The sequence below is a fragment of the Acidimicrobiales bacterium genome, from assembly GCA_035546775.1.
GTDB lineage: Bacteria > Actinomycetota > Acidimicrobiia > Acidimicrobiales > JACCXE01 > JACCXE01.
Genome location: DASZWD010000055.1, coordinates 37,703 through 50,817, shown reverse-complemented (window position 1 = coordinate 50,817; position 13,115 = coordinate 37,703). Strand labels below are relative to the sequence as shown.

The window sequence follows — 13,115 nt, the reverse complement described above, 5'->3', positions numbered from 1 at the left end:
TACTGCGTCGCGTGCGTCCGCGACAACATCCGCTCGATCGAGGCCAAGCTCAGCGAGGAGTACTGGGACCGCTAGGAGAGCGTGAGTTCACCGCTGGCGGTTGTGACGGCGTAGCGATGAGGTCCAGGATCGCCGCCCACGAGACGCAATGGCGCTTCGTCCTCGCCCAGCCAACTCCGCACGCGCTCGGGATCGCCGCCGATCTCGACCCACGCGATACCCCGGGCGCCGCTCGGATGCCCCACGCGCATGCGGGCGGGGTGATCCTCGTCCACCGCCCAGGAGATGAAGAACGGCAATCCGTGCACCAGGGCGCCGTCGATCCCGGTGAGCTCCCAGTGCAGTTCGGTGCCATCGGGGCGCGTGCGCGACATCGGCACGATCGGTGAGTCGAGCCGCGCTGCGACCGCCGCGAAGTCCGCGGCGCGCAGGCACACACCCACGATGCCCTCGCCGTCGCTGGCGAGGCGCCCCGACAAGAACTCCGCCAGTGGGCTGACAGCGGCGTCTTCCACGACAACCAGCTCGATGAACGCGTCGCCGAGCGGAATGATGGAGTTGGCGGTTCCGAATCCCGGGTGGCGACCGCCCGGCACTGCGACCAGTCCGAAGTCGGAGTCGTAGCGGTGCGCCGCTTCGTCGAGGTCGGCGACGACCACCATCACGTGGTCGAGGGCGTGCATCGGTTCAGACGGAAGCGTTGACGCGGCCATACAGCGTGGTGCGCTGCACCAACCGTCGCGTGCCGGCGTCGATGGCGTTGGCGGCGGCGACCATCTCGGCGAAGCCGGCCTGGTCCATCGCCTGACCGTGCGCTGCGCCCGCGGCGCGCGAGATGTTCTCGTCGATCAGCGTGCCGCCGAGGTCGTTGCAGCCGGCGTTGAGCAGTTGCGCGGCGCCGCGCCCGCCCATCTTCACCCACGACGCCTGGATGTTCGGAATGCAGTCGGCGTAGACGATGCGGGCGACGGCGTGCATCAACAGTGCCTCGCGGAAGGTGGGTCCCTGGCGCGCCTTGCCCTGGATGTAGAGCGGCGTGGCCATGTGGACGTAGGGGAGGGGCACGAATTCGGTGAAGCCGCCCGTCTCGCGCTGCAGCGCCCGGGTGCGCAGCATGTGCCGCGCCCAGTGCTTGGGCTCTTCCATCGAGCCGAACATGATCGTGATGTTCGAGCGCAACCCGACCGAGTGCGCAGTGCGGTGCACCTCGAGCCACTCCTCGGTGTTCACCTTGTCCGGACACAGGACGGCGCGCACCTCGTCGTCCAGGATCTCCGCCGCCGTGCCCGGCAGCGTTTTGAGACCCGCCGCCATCAACCGCTGCAGGTACTCCGCCAGCGACACCTCGGAGCGACGGGCGCCTTCGTTCACTTCCAGCGCGGTGAAGCCGTGAATATGGATCGTCGGCGAGGCGGCGCGCACGGCGTCGATCACGTGGAGGTAGTAGTCGCCGTCGAAGTCGGGGTGGATGCCACCTTGCAAGCAGACCTCGGTGGCGCCCAGGGCTTCCGCTTCAGCGACGCGGCGCGTGATCTCGTCGAGCTCCAGCAGATATGGGGCGCCGCGCAGGTTGAGCGACAGCGGCCCCTTCGAGAACGCGCAGAACTTGCACTTGAAGGTGCACACGTTCGTGTAGTTGATGTTGCGGTTCGAGACCCAGGTGACTTCGTCGCCGACGATGCGCTGGCGCAACTCGTTGGCGACGGCGGCCACCGCGGCGACGTCGGAACCGCGCGCCCCGAACAGCGTGACGATTTCGTCCTCGCCGACCTCGTGTCCGTCGAGCACGCCCGACAGCACGGCTTCGATCGGGCCACTGGCGCTTGCCGGGCCGGGCAGCAGGTGCGGCGGCTCCGCTTCGCCTCCCGACACCCACGCGTCGAGGTCGCGGCCAAGACCCGCAGCGTCCTCCCGGTGCAGCACCGGCGTACGCATCTCGGGCGCGAGCCACCGGTGCGGATCGCGCACGAACTCGGGATAGGCCGTGAGACGCGGGGCGAGGCGCAGACCACGGGCCTCGGTCTCGCGGTGCAGCAGTTCGAGCGCCGGCCACGGGCGCTCGGGGTTGACGTGGTCGAGCGTGACCGGCGAGACGCCGCCCCAGTCGTCGATGCCGGCGTCGAGCAGCACACCGAAGTCGTCGCTCAGGTTCGGTGGGGCCTGCAGGTGCACGTCGAGGGGAAGGAGCAGGCGGGCGACGGCGATGGTCCACAGGAACTCCTCCTCGGGGCACGCCGGCGCGTTGTGCATCGCCGTGTCGGCCTTCGGCAGGAAATTCTGCACGATCACTTCTTGCACGTGGCCGTTGCGGGCGTGCGACGCCGCGATCGCCTCGAGCGCTTCGATGCGGTCGGCTCGCGTCTCGCCGATGCCGACGAGGATGCCCGTCGTATAGGGCACTTGCGCCTGCCCCGCCGCTTCCAAGGTCGCGAGCCGGCGCTCGGGCGTCTTGTCCGGGGCGCCACGATGGCAGGGGAGGTCGGCGCGCAGCGTCTCGAGCATCATCCCCTGGGAAGCCGAGACCGCCCGGAGCCGCACGATCTCGTCGTAGGACAGCGCGCCCGGATTGGCGTGGGGCAACAACCCCGTCTCGTCGCGCACCGCGGCGCATGCGGCGACGAGGTAGTCGACGGTCGACGCGTACCCGTTGGCGTCCAACCAGTCACGCGCCGCCGGGTAGCGCTCCTCCGGTGCTTCGCCGAGGGTGAACAGCGCCTCGTGACAGCCGGTCGTCGCACCGCGGCGGGCGATGTCGACGACCTGCTCGAGCGACAGGTACGGCGCCTCGACGCGCGCCGGGGCCGTGGCGAAGGTGCAGTAGCCGCAGCGGTCGCGACACAGACGCGTCAGCGGGATGAAGACCTTCGGCGAAAACGTGATGCGGTTGCCCGTGGCCAGCGAGCGGCGAATACGCGCCCGCGTCATCAGCTCGTCGAGACCCAGCCCCTCCAGATTGTGCACGGGAAGACCCTAGGCCTTGAGCTTGGGCGTCAGGGCTGCGAGCAGCTTCTCGTGGGCGTCGGCGAACTGCTTCACGCCCTGGCGTTCCAACACGTCGGCTACGTCGTCCATGTCGACACCAACGTTCTCGACCGCCGTAAGGATTCCCTGCGCTTCCGCCACGTCGCCGTCGACCGTGCGCCTGACGGTCCCGTGATCGGCGAACGCCTCGATGGTCGCCTCGGGCAACGTATTGACCGTGTCGCGGCCGATGAGCGTGTCCACGTACAGCAGGTCGGAGTAGGCGGGGTTCTTCGTCGACGTCGACGCCCACAGCGGCCGCTGCAACGGCCGGGGCGCGTCGTGGCAGAACGCGAGGAACTGCTGGTACGCCGCCTGCGCCTGGGCGACCGCGACCTTCCCTCGCAACGCCAGCGCGTCAGGGGTGCCGATCGCCTCAAGACGCATGTCGACTTCGGTGTCCACACGGCTGACGAAGAACGACCCGACGCTGTGGGGCGCCGGGAGGCCCTGCGCCGCTGCCCGCTCGAGGCCGCGCTTCCACGCGTTGAGGACCTCGGCGTAGCGCGGCAATCCGAAGATGAGCGTGACGTTCACGTTGACGCCCGCCGCCAGCAGCTCTTCGATCACCGGCACGCCCGCGGCGGTCGCCGGGACCTTGATCATCACGTTGGGACGGTTGGCGCGGGCGAACATCGACTTGCCGGCGTCGACCTGGGCGTCGGTCTCATCGGCGAGACGCGGGTCGATCTCGACCGACACGAACCCGTCGCTGCCTCCCGAAGCCTTGTGCAGGTCGGCGAACAGGTCCGCCGCGGCCTGGATGTCGGTCATCACAAGGTCCCAGTAGGCGTCGTCGACGGACGACCCCTGAGTTTTGAGCGTTGCGATGTCGTCGTCGTAGAGCGTCGAGCCGCTGATCGCCTTCTCGAAGATCGACGGGTTCGAAGTGACGCCCCGGATGCCGCGGTCGATCATCGCCTGGAGCTCGCCGCCGCGGATGTTGTCGCGGGACAACACGTCGAGCCACGGGCTTTGCCCGCACTCGGTGAAAAGGTCTTGCAGCTTGGTCACGACGACCACTCCTCGATCAGCGTGCGGGCCCGGTGCGCCACGTTCTCCGGGGTGTACCCGAACTTCGCCAACACTTCGTCGCCCGGCCCCGACTCGCCGAAGTGGTCGATGCTGACCGAGTCGTCGGCCCAGCGTTCCCACCCGAAGCTCGACGCGGCTTCGACCGCCAGGATCGGGCGGGCGTCGTCGAGCACCGAATTGCGGTAGTCGTCGGACTCGCGGGCGAACAGGTCCCAGGACGGCATGCTCACCACGCGCGCCGCGACGCCGGCAGCCGCCAGCACGTCGGCCGCACCCAGGCACACCGCGACCTCGCTGCCGGTACCGACGAGGGTGACCGCGGCGTCGGCGACGTCGCGCAGGATGTATGCGCCCCGCGCCACATCCGCGTACCGATCGGCAGTGCCGTCGAGCACCACGAGGTCCTGGCGGCTCAGCACGAGCAGCGTGGGGCCGTTGCTGTCCACCGCTATGCGCACCGCGTGCGCCGTCTCGTTGGCGTCGGCGGGACGGATGACGCGCAACCCGGGCATCGCCCGCAGCGAGGCGAGCTGCTCGATCGGCTGGTGCGTAGGCCCGTCGGGACCAAGGCCGACCGAGTCGTGGGTGAAAGCCAGGAGCACCTTTGCCTCCGACATCGCCGCCAGCCGGATCGAGGGGCGGCAGTAGTCGGAGAACACGAAGAACGTACCCACCGCCGGGAACACGCCGCCGTGCATCGCCATGCCGTTGGCGGCCGCCACCATGCCGTGCTCCCGCACGCCGTAGTGGAGGAGGCGGCCTTTGCGGTCTTCCTTGGAAATCGGGTCGAACGACTCGACATTCACGCCGGTGTTGTCGGTGAGGTCGGCGCCGCCGGCGATCAGGCCGGGGATGACATCGCACACCGCGTCGAGGCACTTCTTGAGCGCGTTCCGGGTGGCGATCTTGGTGCCGGCTTCGAACGTCGGCAGCTTGGCAGCCCAGCCGTTGAGCGGCCGGCCCTCGAGCGCCGCCATGAAGCTGTCGGTGTCGCCCTGGTAGCGCGCCACCCGCTCTTCCCACTCGCGCCGCGCCGTCGCCCCGCGGCCCTGCGTGAGGCGATAGTGCTCGACGACCTGCATCGGCGCGTAGAACGTCTCGTCGGCCGGCAGGCCGAGGATCTCCTTCGTGGCGCGGACCTCGTCCTCGCCGAGTGGGTTGCCGTGGGCGGAAGGGCTGTCGGTCTTGTGGGGGGACGGCCAGCCGATGTGGCTGCGCAGCACGAGCATGCTCGGCTTGTCCTCGACCGCCATGGCGCGGCGCAGCCCCGCCTCGAGGGCGTCGAGGTCGTTGGCGATCTCGCCGAGATACTCGACGTGCCAGCCGTAGGCCTCGAAGCGCTTCACGTTGTCGTCGGTATAGGCGAGCTCGGTGACGCCGTCGATGGTGATGTGGTTGTCGTCGTAGACGCAGATCAGGTGGCCGAGGCCCTGGTGGCCCGCCAGCGACGCGGCCTCGTGGCTGATGCCCTCCATGAGATCGCCGTCGGAGCACACGACGAACGTGTAGTGATTGCAGACCTCGGCGCCGTAGGTGGCGCGCAGCCACGACTCGGCGAGCGCCATGCCCACGCCGTTGCCGAAGCCCTGACCCAGCGGCCCAGTGGTGACCTCGACGCCCTTGGTGTGGTGCACCTCCGGGTGGCCCGGGGTCTTGCTGCCGACCTGGCGGAAGTGGCGCAGGTCGTCGAGCGTGAGGCCGTAGCCGCACAGGTACAGCAGCGAATACTGAAGGATCGATGCGTGCCCGCACGACAGGATGAAGCGGTCACGGTCGGGCCAATCGGGCGACGTCGGGTCGTGCGCCATGATCCGCGTGTAGAGGACGTGGGCCAGGGGGGCGAGCGCCATGGCCGTACCCGGGTGGCCGTTCTTGGCGGCCTGGGGTGCGTCCATCGACAACCCGCGGATGACGTTGACGCCTAGCTGTTCGATGTCCTCCGTCGGCATGCCCGCCACCCTACGCGGGCGATAGCAAGGTCAACGGCACCACGGTTTCGGGACCGTCGTCGAGGCGGCAGTGGGCCGAAACCGTGCCGTAGGCCTCCCACGTCAGCTCGGCGCGCACGAGCCGGTAGCCGAACTTGCCCGGCTCGACTTGGAGCGGCTGGACGTTGCGGGCGATCTCGCTGCCGGCCTCGTCGGTGAAGGAAACCACTAGGGCTGCCGTACCCGGTTCGTCCGCCGCGCAACTGACGAGCACGACGAGATGCGGTGTCAGGTGGACGGGCAGCGGATCGGGCGAGACGAAGGAGAACTGCACGCCACCGAGGTCGATGCGTGTCGCGGGGCCCTCGACCTGTCGAAAGTCGATGGTGTCGATGAACAACGCAGCCAGGATCTGCATAACGGTGAAGGTAGCCTTGCGCCATGGCGGCCACGGCTTCCGCGCCCACCACGCGCGAGCAGATTCTCGGAGAGGCCCGCCGCCTGTTCGCCGAGCATGGTTTCGAGGGCACGTCGCTCAACGACATCGCCGAAGCGGTCGGAATCCGCCGTTCCAGCCTGCTGCATCATTTCCCGTCGAAAGACGCCCTGTACCGCGAAGTGTTCGAGAGCTCGATCAGCGACTGGTTCATCCGGATCGACGAGGCGGTCGACGCCCCCCGCGGTGGCTTCGAACAGATGGACCGCGTCATCACCGCCGGCTTCGAGTTCTTCATGGCGAATCCCGAGTTCGTCCGCCTGTTCCGCCGTGAGGCCCTGGAGGACAAGAGCGAGATCGCCAGCGAGTTCGCGGCGGTCATGCGCCCGCAGGTCGACCTGGTGTGCGGGTTCTTCCAGCGCGAAATGGACGCCGGCCACTTCCGCCAGCTCGACCCGCTCCAGCTGATCCTCACCGGCTACGGCCTCATCGTCACGTACTTCAGCGATTTGCCGTTCCTCGAAGCTCTTACGGGCTCCGACCCGCTCGCCGAAGAAGCCGTGCAGGCCCGCCTCGACCACGTCAAGGCGTTCTTCCGGGCCGCACTGCAACCGTGAGCCCCCAGACTCCGGGGGTGCAGGTTCCGCCGCCGTGCGACCTGACCCTCGGCATGGTGTGCATCAAGAAGGACGAGCCCGGGGTGACGGTGTGGACCATGACAGCGGAGGAACGGTTCTGTAACCCCGTCGGCATGCTCCAAGGCGGGTTCCTCGCAGCGTTCGTCGATTCGGCCATGGGAGCCTCGAGCATCACGGCGGCGAAGGACCGCAAGATCTTCAGCGCCAACGCCGAGCTCAAGATCAGCTTCCTACGTCCCGTCCCGATGGACAGCTTCCTCACCTGTACGGCGACGACGATCAGCTCGGGCGCGCGGGTGAACTTCGTCGAAGCCGACGTCCACGACCAAGATGGCCGCTTGGTGGCGCGGGCGACTTCGACGTATCTCATCCGCGACCGCACGTGACGGCGCGGCAGCGCCGCACCACCGTCGTGCTCGCGGTGTTGATCGCCCTCGTCAGCGGCGGCGCCGCGGTGGCGCTCACGCGGGCGGACGGATCCGCTGGGGACGCGTCGCCGTCGCCCGCGGTCGGGGTCCTCTCGCCGCGCCGCGCGCCCGAGGCCTTTCGCGACCTGATCGCCGACACCCGTCTGGCGAGTCGCGTCGGCGCCTTCATGCGTTCGGTGTCGTCGACGTCGTGCGCCGAGGTGCGCGCCGACGATTCGCCGATCCTGGCGGTGCACGCTGACCAACTGCTGATGCCGGCGTCGTCGCTGAAGCTCACGACGGCCGCTGCGTTCCTCGCCAAGGCGGGCGGCCGCAGCCGCTTTACGACCCACGTCTGGTTCCCGCGCCAGGACGCGTCGGGCGCCGTGGCGTTCTTGGCGCTCGAAGGCAGCGGCGACCCACTGCTCGCCACCAAGAGCTACGTCGACACGCGCAGCCACCCGCCGAAGCCCTTCACCGACTTCGCCCAACTGGCGGCCAAGCTCCACGCCGCCGGGATCACGCGGGTCACGGGCGGCATCGAAGTCGTCGACAACGCCTACGACAACGAGCGCCGCGTCCCGACCTGGAGCAGCGGCTACACCACGGGCGGCGACGTCGGCCCGCTGGGCGCGTTGGCGGTGAACGACGGGTTCAGCTCGTACGCGCCCCTCGTCGCCGCGCCCGATCCAGGCATAGCAGCGGCGAACGAACTGCGCGCCGAACTCCAAGGACTTGGCATCGCCGTCGCGGGCGCCACGACGCGGGCCAGCCGTCCGGCGGCGCCTGTCGAGGAGGTCTCCGTCGAGTCGGCTACGTACGCCAACGTCGTCACGGAGATGCTGACGGAAAGCGACAACAACACCGCCGAGTTGTTGCTGAAGGAGCTGTCGCGGCGCGCCGGCGATCACCCCGCCACCCGTGCTGCGGGCGTGGCGGCGCGAGCGGCGGCGCTGCGCACGCTCGGGATCGACCCCAAGCAGGTGCAGGCGATCGACGGCTCGGGGCTCGACCGGTCCGACCGCGCGACCTGCGACGCGCTGCTCGACACCCTCACGAGCCGGCCCGGTGGGTTCGACCTCGGCACGATGCTCGCCGTCGCCGGCCAGACCGGCACGCTCGACGACCGCTTCCTCGACTCGCCGCTGAAGGGGACACTGCGGGCCAAGACCGGCACGCTCGACGGTGTCACCGCGTTGGTTGGCATCGTCGACCCGAAGGCGACGACGAAGCTGCGCTTCGCCTTCATCTCGAACGGGAACTTCACCGCCGCCGGCGGCGAGGCGCTGCAGGACCGCCTGGTCGCCGCGCTCGCCACCTATCCCGAGGCGCCGCCAGCGGACACACTGGCACCGTGAGCGACGGCGAAGAGCTGGTGGCGATCCCGCTGCCGATGTTCCCCCTCGGCACGGTGGCGTTGCCGGGGTCGGTGGTGCCGCTGCACATCTTCGAGCCCCGCTACCGCCAACTCGCCCACGACCTCCAGCGCGGCGACGGCCGCTTCGGCATCGTGCTGATCGAGCGCGGCCATGAAGTCGGCGGCGGGGAGGTGCGCACCACGTTCGGCACGCGCATGCGCATGGCCGAGGCAACCGAGTTCGACGACGGGCGCTGGGCGATCCTCGCCGTCGGGGAGGAGCGCATCCGCGTGGTCACGTGGCTGCCCGACGACCCGTATCCGCTGGCGCTGGTCGAAACGCCGCCACCCGGTCCGGCGCCGTCGGAGGAGGCCAACGCCGTGGCCGAAGCCGCCGTGCGCCAGGCGCTGGGTCTCGCCGCCCGGCTCGGCTACGAGGTACCGTCCCTCGACGACGTGCTCGTGGGCGATCCGGCGACACGGCAGTGGCAACTCGCCGGCGTGACGCCCGCCGGGCCCGTCGACCGCCAGCGCATCCTCGCCGAAGACGACGCCGAGCGGCGCGCCGACGTGATCGCCGCCCTCGCCCTCGATGCCGCGGAAATGTTCGCGTTGGAGTTGGGCCGGCGTGAGGACGGGTAACCGGTCCCGTTAGGCTCCCCGCTACTCACACGGAGGTCGCATGGCCCGGGTCCGTCCCGCCGAATTCACCGAAGAACTCAACGACGTATGGCGACTCGTCGTCGGGTACACGAAGCAGGAGACCACCGCTCCGCTGCGCGGCATCGGTCCGTTCATGCGTTCGGGCGCACTCGGCATGCTCTTCTTCGCCCTCGGCACCGGCTTCGGGACCCTCGCCGTCCTGCGTGGTCTCGAGACCGAGACCGGCTCGGCCCTTACGGGCTACTGGTCCTGGGTGCCCTACGCCGGCGCCCTCGCGTGGGTGCTAATCGTGACAGCGTTATCGGTGCGATCCGTCACGCGGACGCCGTGGAAGAAGCAAGGAGATGGCAAATGACGACTGCAGAAGCGCCACGCATCACCCGCGAGGACATCGAAACCAAGCTGCGCCAGTTGAAGGGCGACACCGAAGAGGCAGCCCAGGAACACAAGACGCAAGGGATCGTCATCGCCATCGTCGCCGGCGTGGTCGTGATCGCGTTGGCGTACTTCCTTGGCCGGCGCAGGGGCAAGAAGAGGTCCGCCTTCGTCGAGATCCGCCGCCTCTAAGTGTTCGAACCCCTCCTGCGATGGGCGCTGCGCCGCGGCCTGCGCGACGGCGTGGCCGGGGGCAGCGGCCCGTGGCTCGTGGTGTTCGCGATCGCCGGCCTATGGCAACTCGCCCGTCGTGAGCCCAAGGCCAAGGTGGCTCGCTTCAGGTTGCAACCTGGCGAGCGCTACGTGATCACCTGCAGTGACGACCGCGTCACCCGGTAGGTTCGCCTACGGCAGCCTGGTGCTGCTGGTCGACCGCAAGCACCGCCGCTACCTCGTACGGCTGGTCGAGGGCGGCTCGTTCCACAGCCATGCCGGCTACATCGCGCACGGCGACATCGTCGGCCAGCGCGATGGGTTCCTGGCGCGCTCTACGCTCGGCGCCGCGTACATCGCGGTGACTCCGACGCTGTCGGACTTCATCTTCGAGATGCCCCGCGGCGCGCAGGTGATCTATCCCAAGGACATCGGCGCGATCCTCGTGCAGGCCGACATCTATCCCGGGGCCCGCGTGCTCGAAGCGGGGGTAGGGTCCGGCGCGTTGTCGATGGCGATGTTGCGCGCCGGGGCCCACATCGTCGGCTACGAGTTGCGCGAGGACTTCGCTGCCAAGGCGCGGGCCAACGTGGCGTCGTTCCTCGGAGAGGAGGCGTCGGCGCGCTACCGCGTCGAGTTGCGCGACGTGTACGACGGCATCGACGAGCGCGATCTCGACCGCATCGTCCTCGACCTGCCTGAGCCGTGGAAGGTGGTCAAGCACGCCGAAGGTGCCCTCCGCGTGGGCGGCATCTTCTTCGCCTACGTTCCATCCACGGTGCAGGTCGCTCAGCTACGCGAGGCGCTCGACGACAGCGCGTTCGCCATGGTCCAAACGAACGAGGTGCTCCAACGTGGGTGGTACGTCAAGGGCGCGGCGGTGCGTCCCGATCACCGCATGGTCGGCCACACCGGCTTCCTGACCACGGCGCGCTTGCTCTCGGGGGACGCGTGAACCAGCTCGACCTCATCGTCATCGTGATGCTCCTGGCCGCGGCGCTTGGCGGCTGGCGCCTCGGCTTCCTCGCCCGCGTGTTCTCGTGGCTCGGCCTCGGCGTCGGCGTGTACCTCGCCAGCCAGTTGCTGGCGCCCGCGCTGCGCGCCATTTCGTCGAGCGACCCCGCGTACCGCGCCGCGGTCGCGGTGCTGATCCTCTTGGGCGGCGCCTTCGCCGGCCAGGCGGTCGGCCTCATGGCCGGACTCCGCATTCACCGCGTGCTGCCGATCGGACCGATCCGGCTCGTCGACCGCAGCGTCGGTGCCGCCCTCGGCGTCTTCGGTGTCATGTTGAGCTTCTGGCTGTTCGTGTTGCCGTGGCTGGTGGACCTCCCCGGCTGGCCGGCCCAACAGGCCCGCTCGTCGGCCATCGCCAAGCTCGTCGATCGCTACGCGCCGCCGCCGCCCGACAAAATGCAGGCGCTGCGCCGCCTGATCGGCGACCACAACTTTCCCGAGGTGTTCGACAAGCTCGGACCCGCACCCGAGACAGGTCCGCCGCCGGCCGAGACCGGCTTCGCGGCGGGGGTGCAGGAACGCATCGCGCTGTCGACGGTCAAGGTCGAAGGCGAGGCGTGTCATCGCATCCAGGAGGGCAGTGGGTGGACGGCGGCCCCCGAACTCATCGTGACCAACGCCCACGTCGTCGCCGGCGTACGCGCCCCGTCGATTCTCAAGCCCGACGGCCGCCATCTGCCCGCGACCCTCGTCTACTTCGACTCCGACCGCGACATCGCCTTGCTCAGCGTCAAGGGGTTGGGCGACACGCCGTTGCCGCTGGCGACGGGCCACGTGGGCGATCGCGGGGCGGTGTTCGGCCACCCGGGTGGGCAGGACCAGCTACGGGTGGCACCGGCGCGCGTCAGCCAGGAGGTGACGGCCCGCGGCCGTGACCTGTACGACTCGCACCGCACCGACCGTGACGTGTTCGTCCTCGCGGCCACGCTGCACCCCGGCGACTCCGGTGCCGCCTTCACCGACCTCGACGGGCGCGTCACCGGCATGGCCTTCGCCATCGCGCCGGACCAGCCCAACACCGCCTACGCCCTTACGTCGAAGGAAGTGTCCGCCGCACTCGCCGGCCCCCGGGTCGCCCAGTCGTCGGGCCAGTGCCTCTCAAACGGCTGACCGGTTACGCCAGGCGGGATTCGAGGGCGCGCTTGATCGCCGGCCACTCCTCGGGCACCGCCGAGAAGTACGCCGAGTCGCGGAAGGTGCCGTCAGCCCCCGGCATGTGACGGCGACGGACGCCCTCGAAGGTCATGCCGAGCTTGAGCATGGCAGCGCGGCTGGCGCGGTTGCGGGCGTCGGTGCGCATGGCGATGCGGGCGACCTGCCACGTCTCGAACGCGTGCGTGAACAGCAGCAGCTTGCACGCCGGGTTGACGCTGGTGCCGCGCACGGATGGCACGTACCACGTGTGACCGACCTCGCAGGCGTCGGGGGCGTCGCGATCGGCCCAGAACTCGAGGTCGTAGAACCCGGTCATGCCGAGCACGTCGAGGTCCTCGTTACGGACCGTGTAGATGAACCGCCCGGTCGCGGGCCACGAGTTGATGGTGTCGATCCACTCATCTGCGCTGCGGGCGACGAAGGTCCAGCGGTAGGCGTCGGCAGGGGAGGACGCCGCCGCTTCGGCGAGGGCGAAGGCGTCGTCGGTCGTCGCCGGCGTGAGCACGACACCATGACCGTGCAACTCGGGCGCCAAATGAACAACGGAGCCCCGTAGGGCTCCGTGCTCGAGACTCATATGGCGCTAGTGGCTAGGCGACTTCGATGAAGATGCACTCGCCGGGGCACTCTTCGGCCGACTCGACGACGGCGTCTTCCATGCCGCCCGGCACGTTCGCGAGGCCCTCGGGACCGCCCGGATCAGAGAAGACCTTGTCGCCTTCCTTCACGTAGGCGAGGCCATCGTCGAGCAGCGTGAAGACCGCCGGGGCGATCTCTTCGCAGAGCCCGTCACCGGTGCACAGATCCTGGTCGATCCAGACCTTGTAACCCATCAAACGCTCACTTGTACTTAGGCTCCTAGCCGGAGCAACG

Annotated in this window: 16 protein-coding genes; 9 read left to right on the top strand and 7 right to left on the bottom strand. The window is 69.2% G+C overall.

The window, feature by feature from the left end; all coding sequences use genetic code 11:
• Nucleotides 1-71 precede the first annotated feature (71 nt).
• The 5 genes from VHC63_13905 to VHC63_13885 are packed head-to-tail and all read right to left on the bottom strand — an operon-like array spanning nucleotide 72 to nucleotide 6,402.
• Entirely contained in the window at nucleotides 72-683 is a 612-nt protein-coding gene (locus VHC63_13905; GenBank protein HVV37700.1) for a VOC family protein, read from the bottom strand.
• A gap of 4 nt (nucleotides 684-687) precedes the next feature.
• Nucleotides 688-2,961 carry a 5-amino-6-(D-ribitylamino)uracil--L-tyrosine 4-hydroxyphenyl transferase CofH gene (gene cofH, locus VHC63_13900; protein ID HVV37699.1) on the bottom strand — a complete coding sequence of 758 codons (2,274 nt, stop codon included), beginning with the start codon at nucleotides 2,959-2,961 and terminating at the stop codon, nucleotides 688-690.
• Nucleotides 2,962-2,970: 9 nt separating this feature from the next.
• Complete coding sequence (gene tal, locus VHC63_13895) at nucleotides 2,971-4,035, bottom strand: transaldolase (protein HVV37698.1); 1,065 nt, start codon at nucleotides 4,033-4,035, stop codon at nucleotides 2,971-2,973.
• Entirely contained in the window at nucleotides 4,032-6,005 is a 1,974-nt protein-coding gene (gene tkt / locus VHC63_13890; protein HVV37697.1) for a transketolase, read from the bottom strand. The genes tal and tkt overlap by 4 nt, the downstream gene beginning before the upstream one ends.
• A gap of 10 nt (nucleotides 6,006-6,015) precedes the next feature.
• On the bottom strand, nucleotides 6,016-6,402 hold the full coding sequence (locus VHC63_13885) for a hypothetical protein (protein HVV37696.1): 387 nt from the start codon (nucleotides 6,400-6,402) through the stop codon (nucleotides 6,016-6,018).
• Between the two features lie 23 nt (nucleotides 6,403-6,425).
• Here VHC63_13885 and VHC63_13880 point away from each other — a divergent pair, with 23 nt between their 5' ends.
• The 9 genes from VHC63_13880 to VHC63_13840 are packed head-to-tail and all read left to right on the top strand — an operon-like array spanning nucleotide 6,426 to nucleotide 12,197.
• Entirely contained in the window at nucleotides 6,426-7,037 is a 612-nt protein-coding gene (locus VHC63_13880; protein HVV37695.1) for a TetR/AcrR family transcriptional regulator, read from the top strand.
• Nucleotides 7,038-7,054: 17 nt separating this feature from the next.
• A complete protein-coding gene (locus VHC63_13875) occupies nucleotides 7,055-7,444 on the top strand; it encodes a PaaI family thioesterase (protein HVV37694.1) in 390 nt (129 codons plus the stop codon).
• The gene (gene dacB, locus VHC63_13870; GenBank protein ID HVV37693.1) at nucleotides 7,441-8,823 is read left to right on the top strand and encodes a D-alanyl-D-alanine carboxypeptidase/D-alanyl-D-alanine-endopeptidase; all 1,383 of its coding nucleotides are present in this window, start codon (nucleotides 7,441-7,443) and stop codon (nucleotides 8,821-8,823) included. The genes VHC63_13875 and dacB overlap by 4 nt, the downstream gene beginning before the upstream one ends.
• On the top strand, nucleotides 8,820-9,464 hold the full coding sequence (locus tag VHC63_13865) for an LON peptidase substrate-binding domain-containing protein (GenBank protein ID HVV37692.1): 645 nt from the start codon (nucleotides 8,820-8,822) through the stop codon (nucleotides 9,462-9,464). Before dacB ends, VHC63_13865 begins: the two co-directional genes overlap by 4 nt.
• Nucleotides 9,465-9,504: 40 nt before the next feature.
• Nucleotides 9,505-9,840, top strand: coding sequence for a hypothetical protein (locus tag VHC63_13860; protein ID HVV37691.1), 336 nt, complete (start codon nucleotides 9,505-9,507; stop codon nucleotides 9,838-9,840).
• Nucleotides 9,837-10,052, top strand: coding sequence for a hypothetical protein (locus VHC63_13855; protein ID HVV37690.1), 216 nt, complete (start codon nucleotides 9,837-9,839; stop codon nucleotides 10,050-10,052). Before VHC63_13860 ends, VHC63_13855 begins: the two co-directional genes overlap by 4 nt.
• Nucleotides 10,053-10,259 (top strand): hypothetical protein, encoded by a 207-nt coding sequence (locus VHC63_13850; protein HVV37689.1) that lies wholly within the window; start codon nucleotides 10,053-10,055, stop codon nucleotides 10,257-10,259.
• Nucleotides 10,237-11,028 carry a tRNA (adenine-N1)-methyltransferase gene (locus VHC63_13845; GenBank protein HVV37688.1) on the top strand — a complete coding sequence of 264 codons (792 nt, stop codon included), beginning with the start codon at nucleotides 10,237-10,239 and terminating at the stop codon, nucleotides 11,026-11,028. The genes VHC63_13850 and VHC63_13845 overlap by 23 nt, the downstream gene beginning before the upstream one ends.
• The gene (locus VHC63_13840; GenBank protein HVV37687.1) at nucleotides 11,025-12,197 is read left to right on the top strand and encodes a MarP family serine protease; all 1,173 of its coding nucleotides are present in this window, start codon (nucleotides 11,025-11,027) and stop codon (nucleotides 12,195-12,197) included. The genes VHC63_13845 and VHC63_13840 overlap by 4 nt, the downstream gene beginning before the upstream one ends.
• A 4-nt stretch (nucleotides 12,198-12,201) precedes the next feature.
• Here VHC63_13840 and VHC63_13835 read toward each other — a convergent pair whose 3' ends face one another.
• Entirely contained in the window at nucleotides 12,202-12,777 is a 576-nt protein-coding gene (locus VHC63_13835) for a GNAT family protein (protein HVV37686.1), read from the bottom strand.
• 55 nt (nucleotides 12,778-12,832) lie between these two features.
• Nucleotides 12,833-13,075: a ferredoxin gene (locus VHC63_13830; protein HVV37685.1), complete on the bottom strand. Its 243-nt coding sequence runs from the start codon at nucleotides 13,073-13,075 to the stop codon at nucleotides 12,833-12,835.
• Nucleotides 13,076-13,115 lie beyond the last annotated feature (40 nt).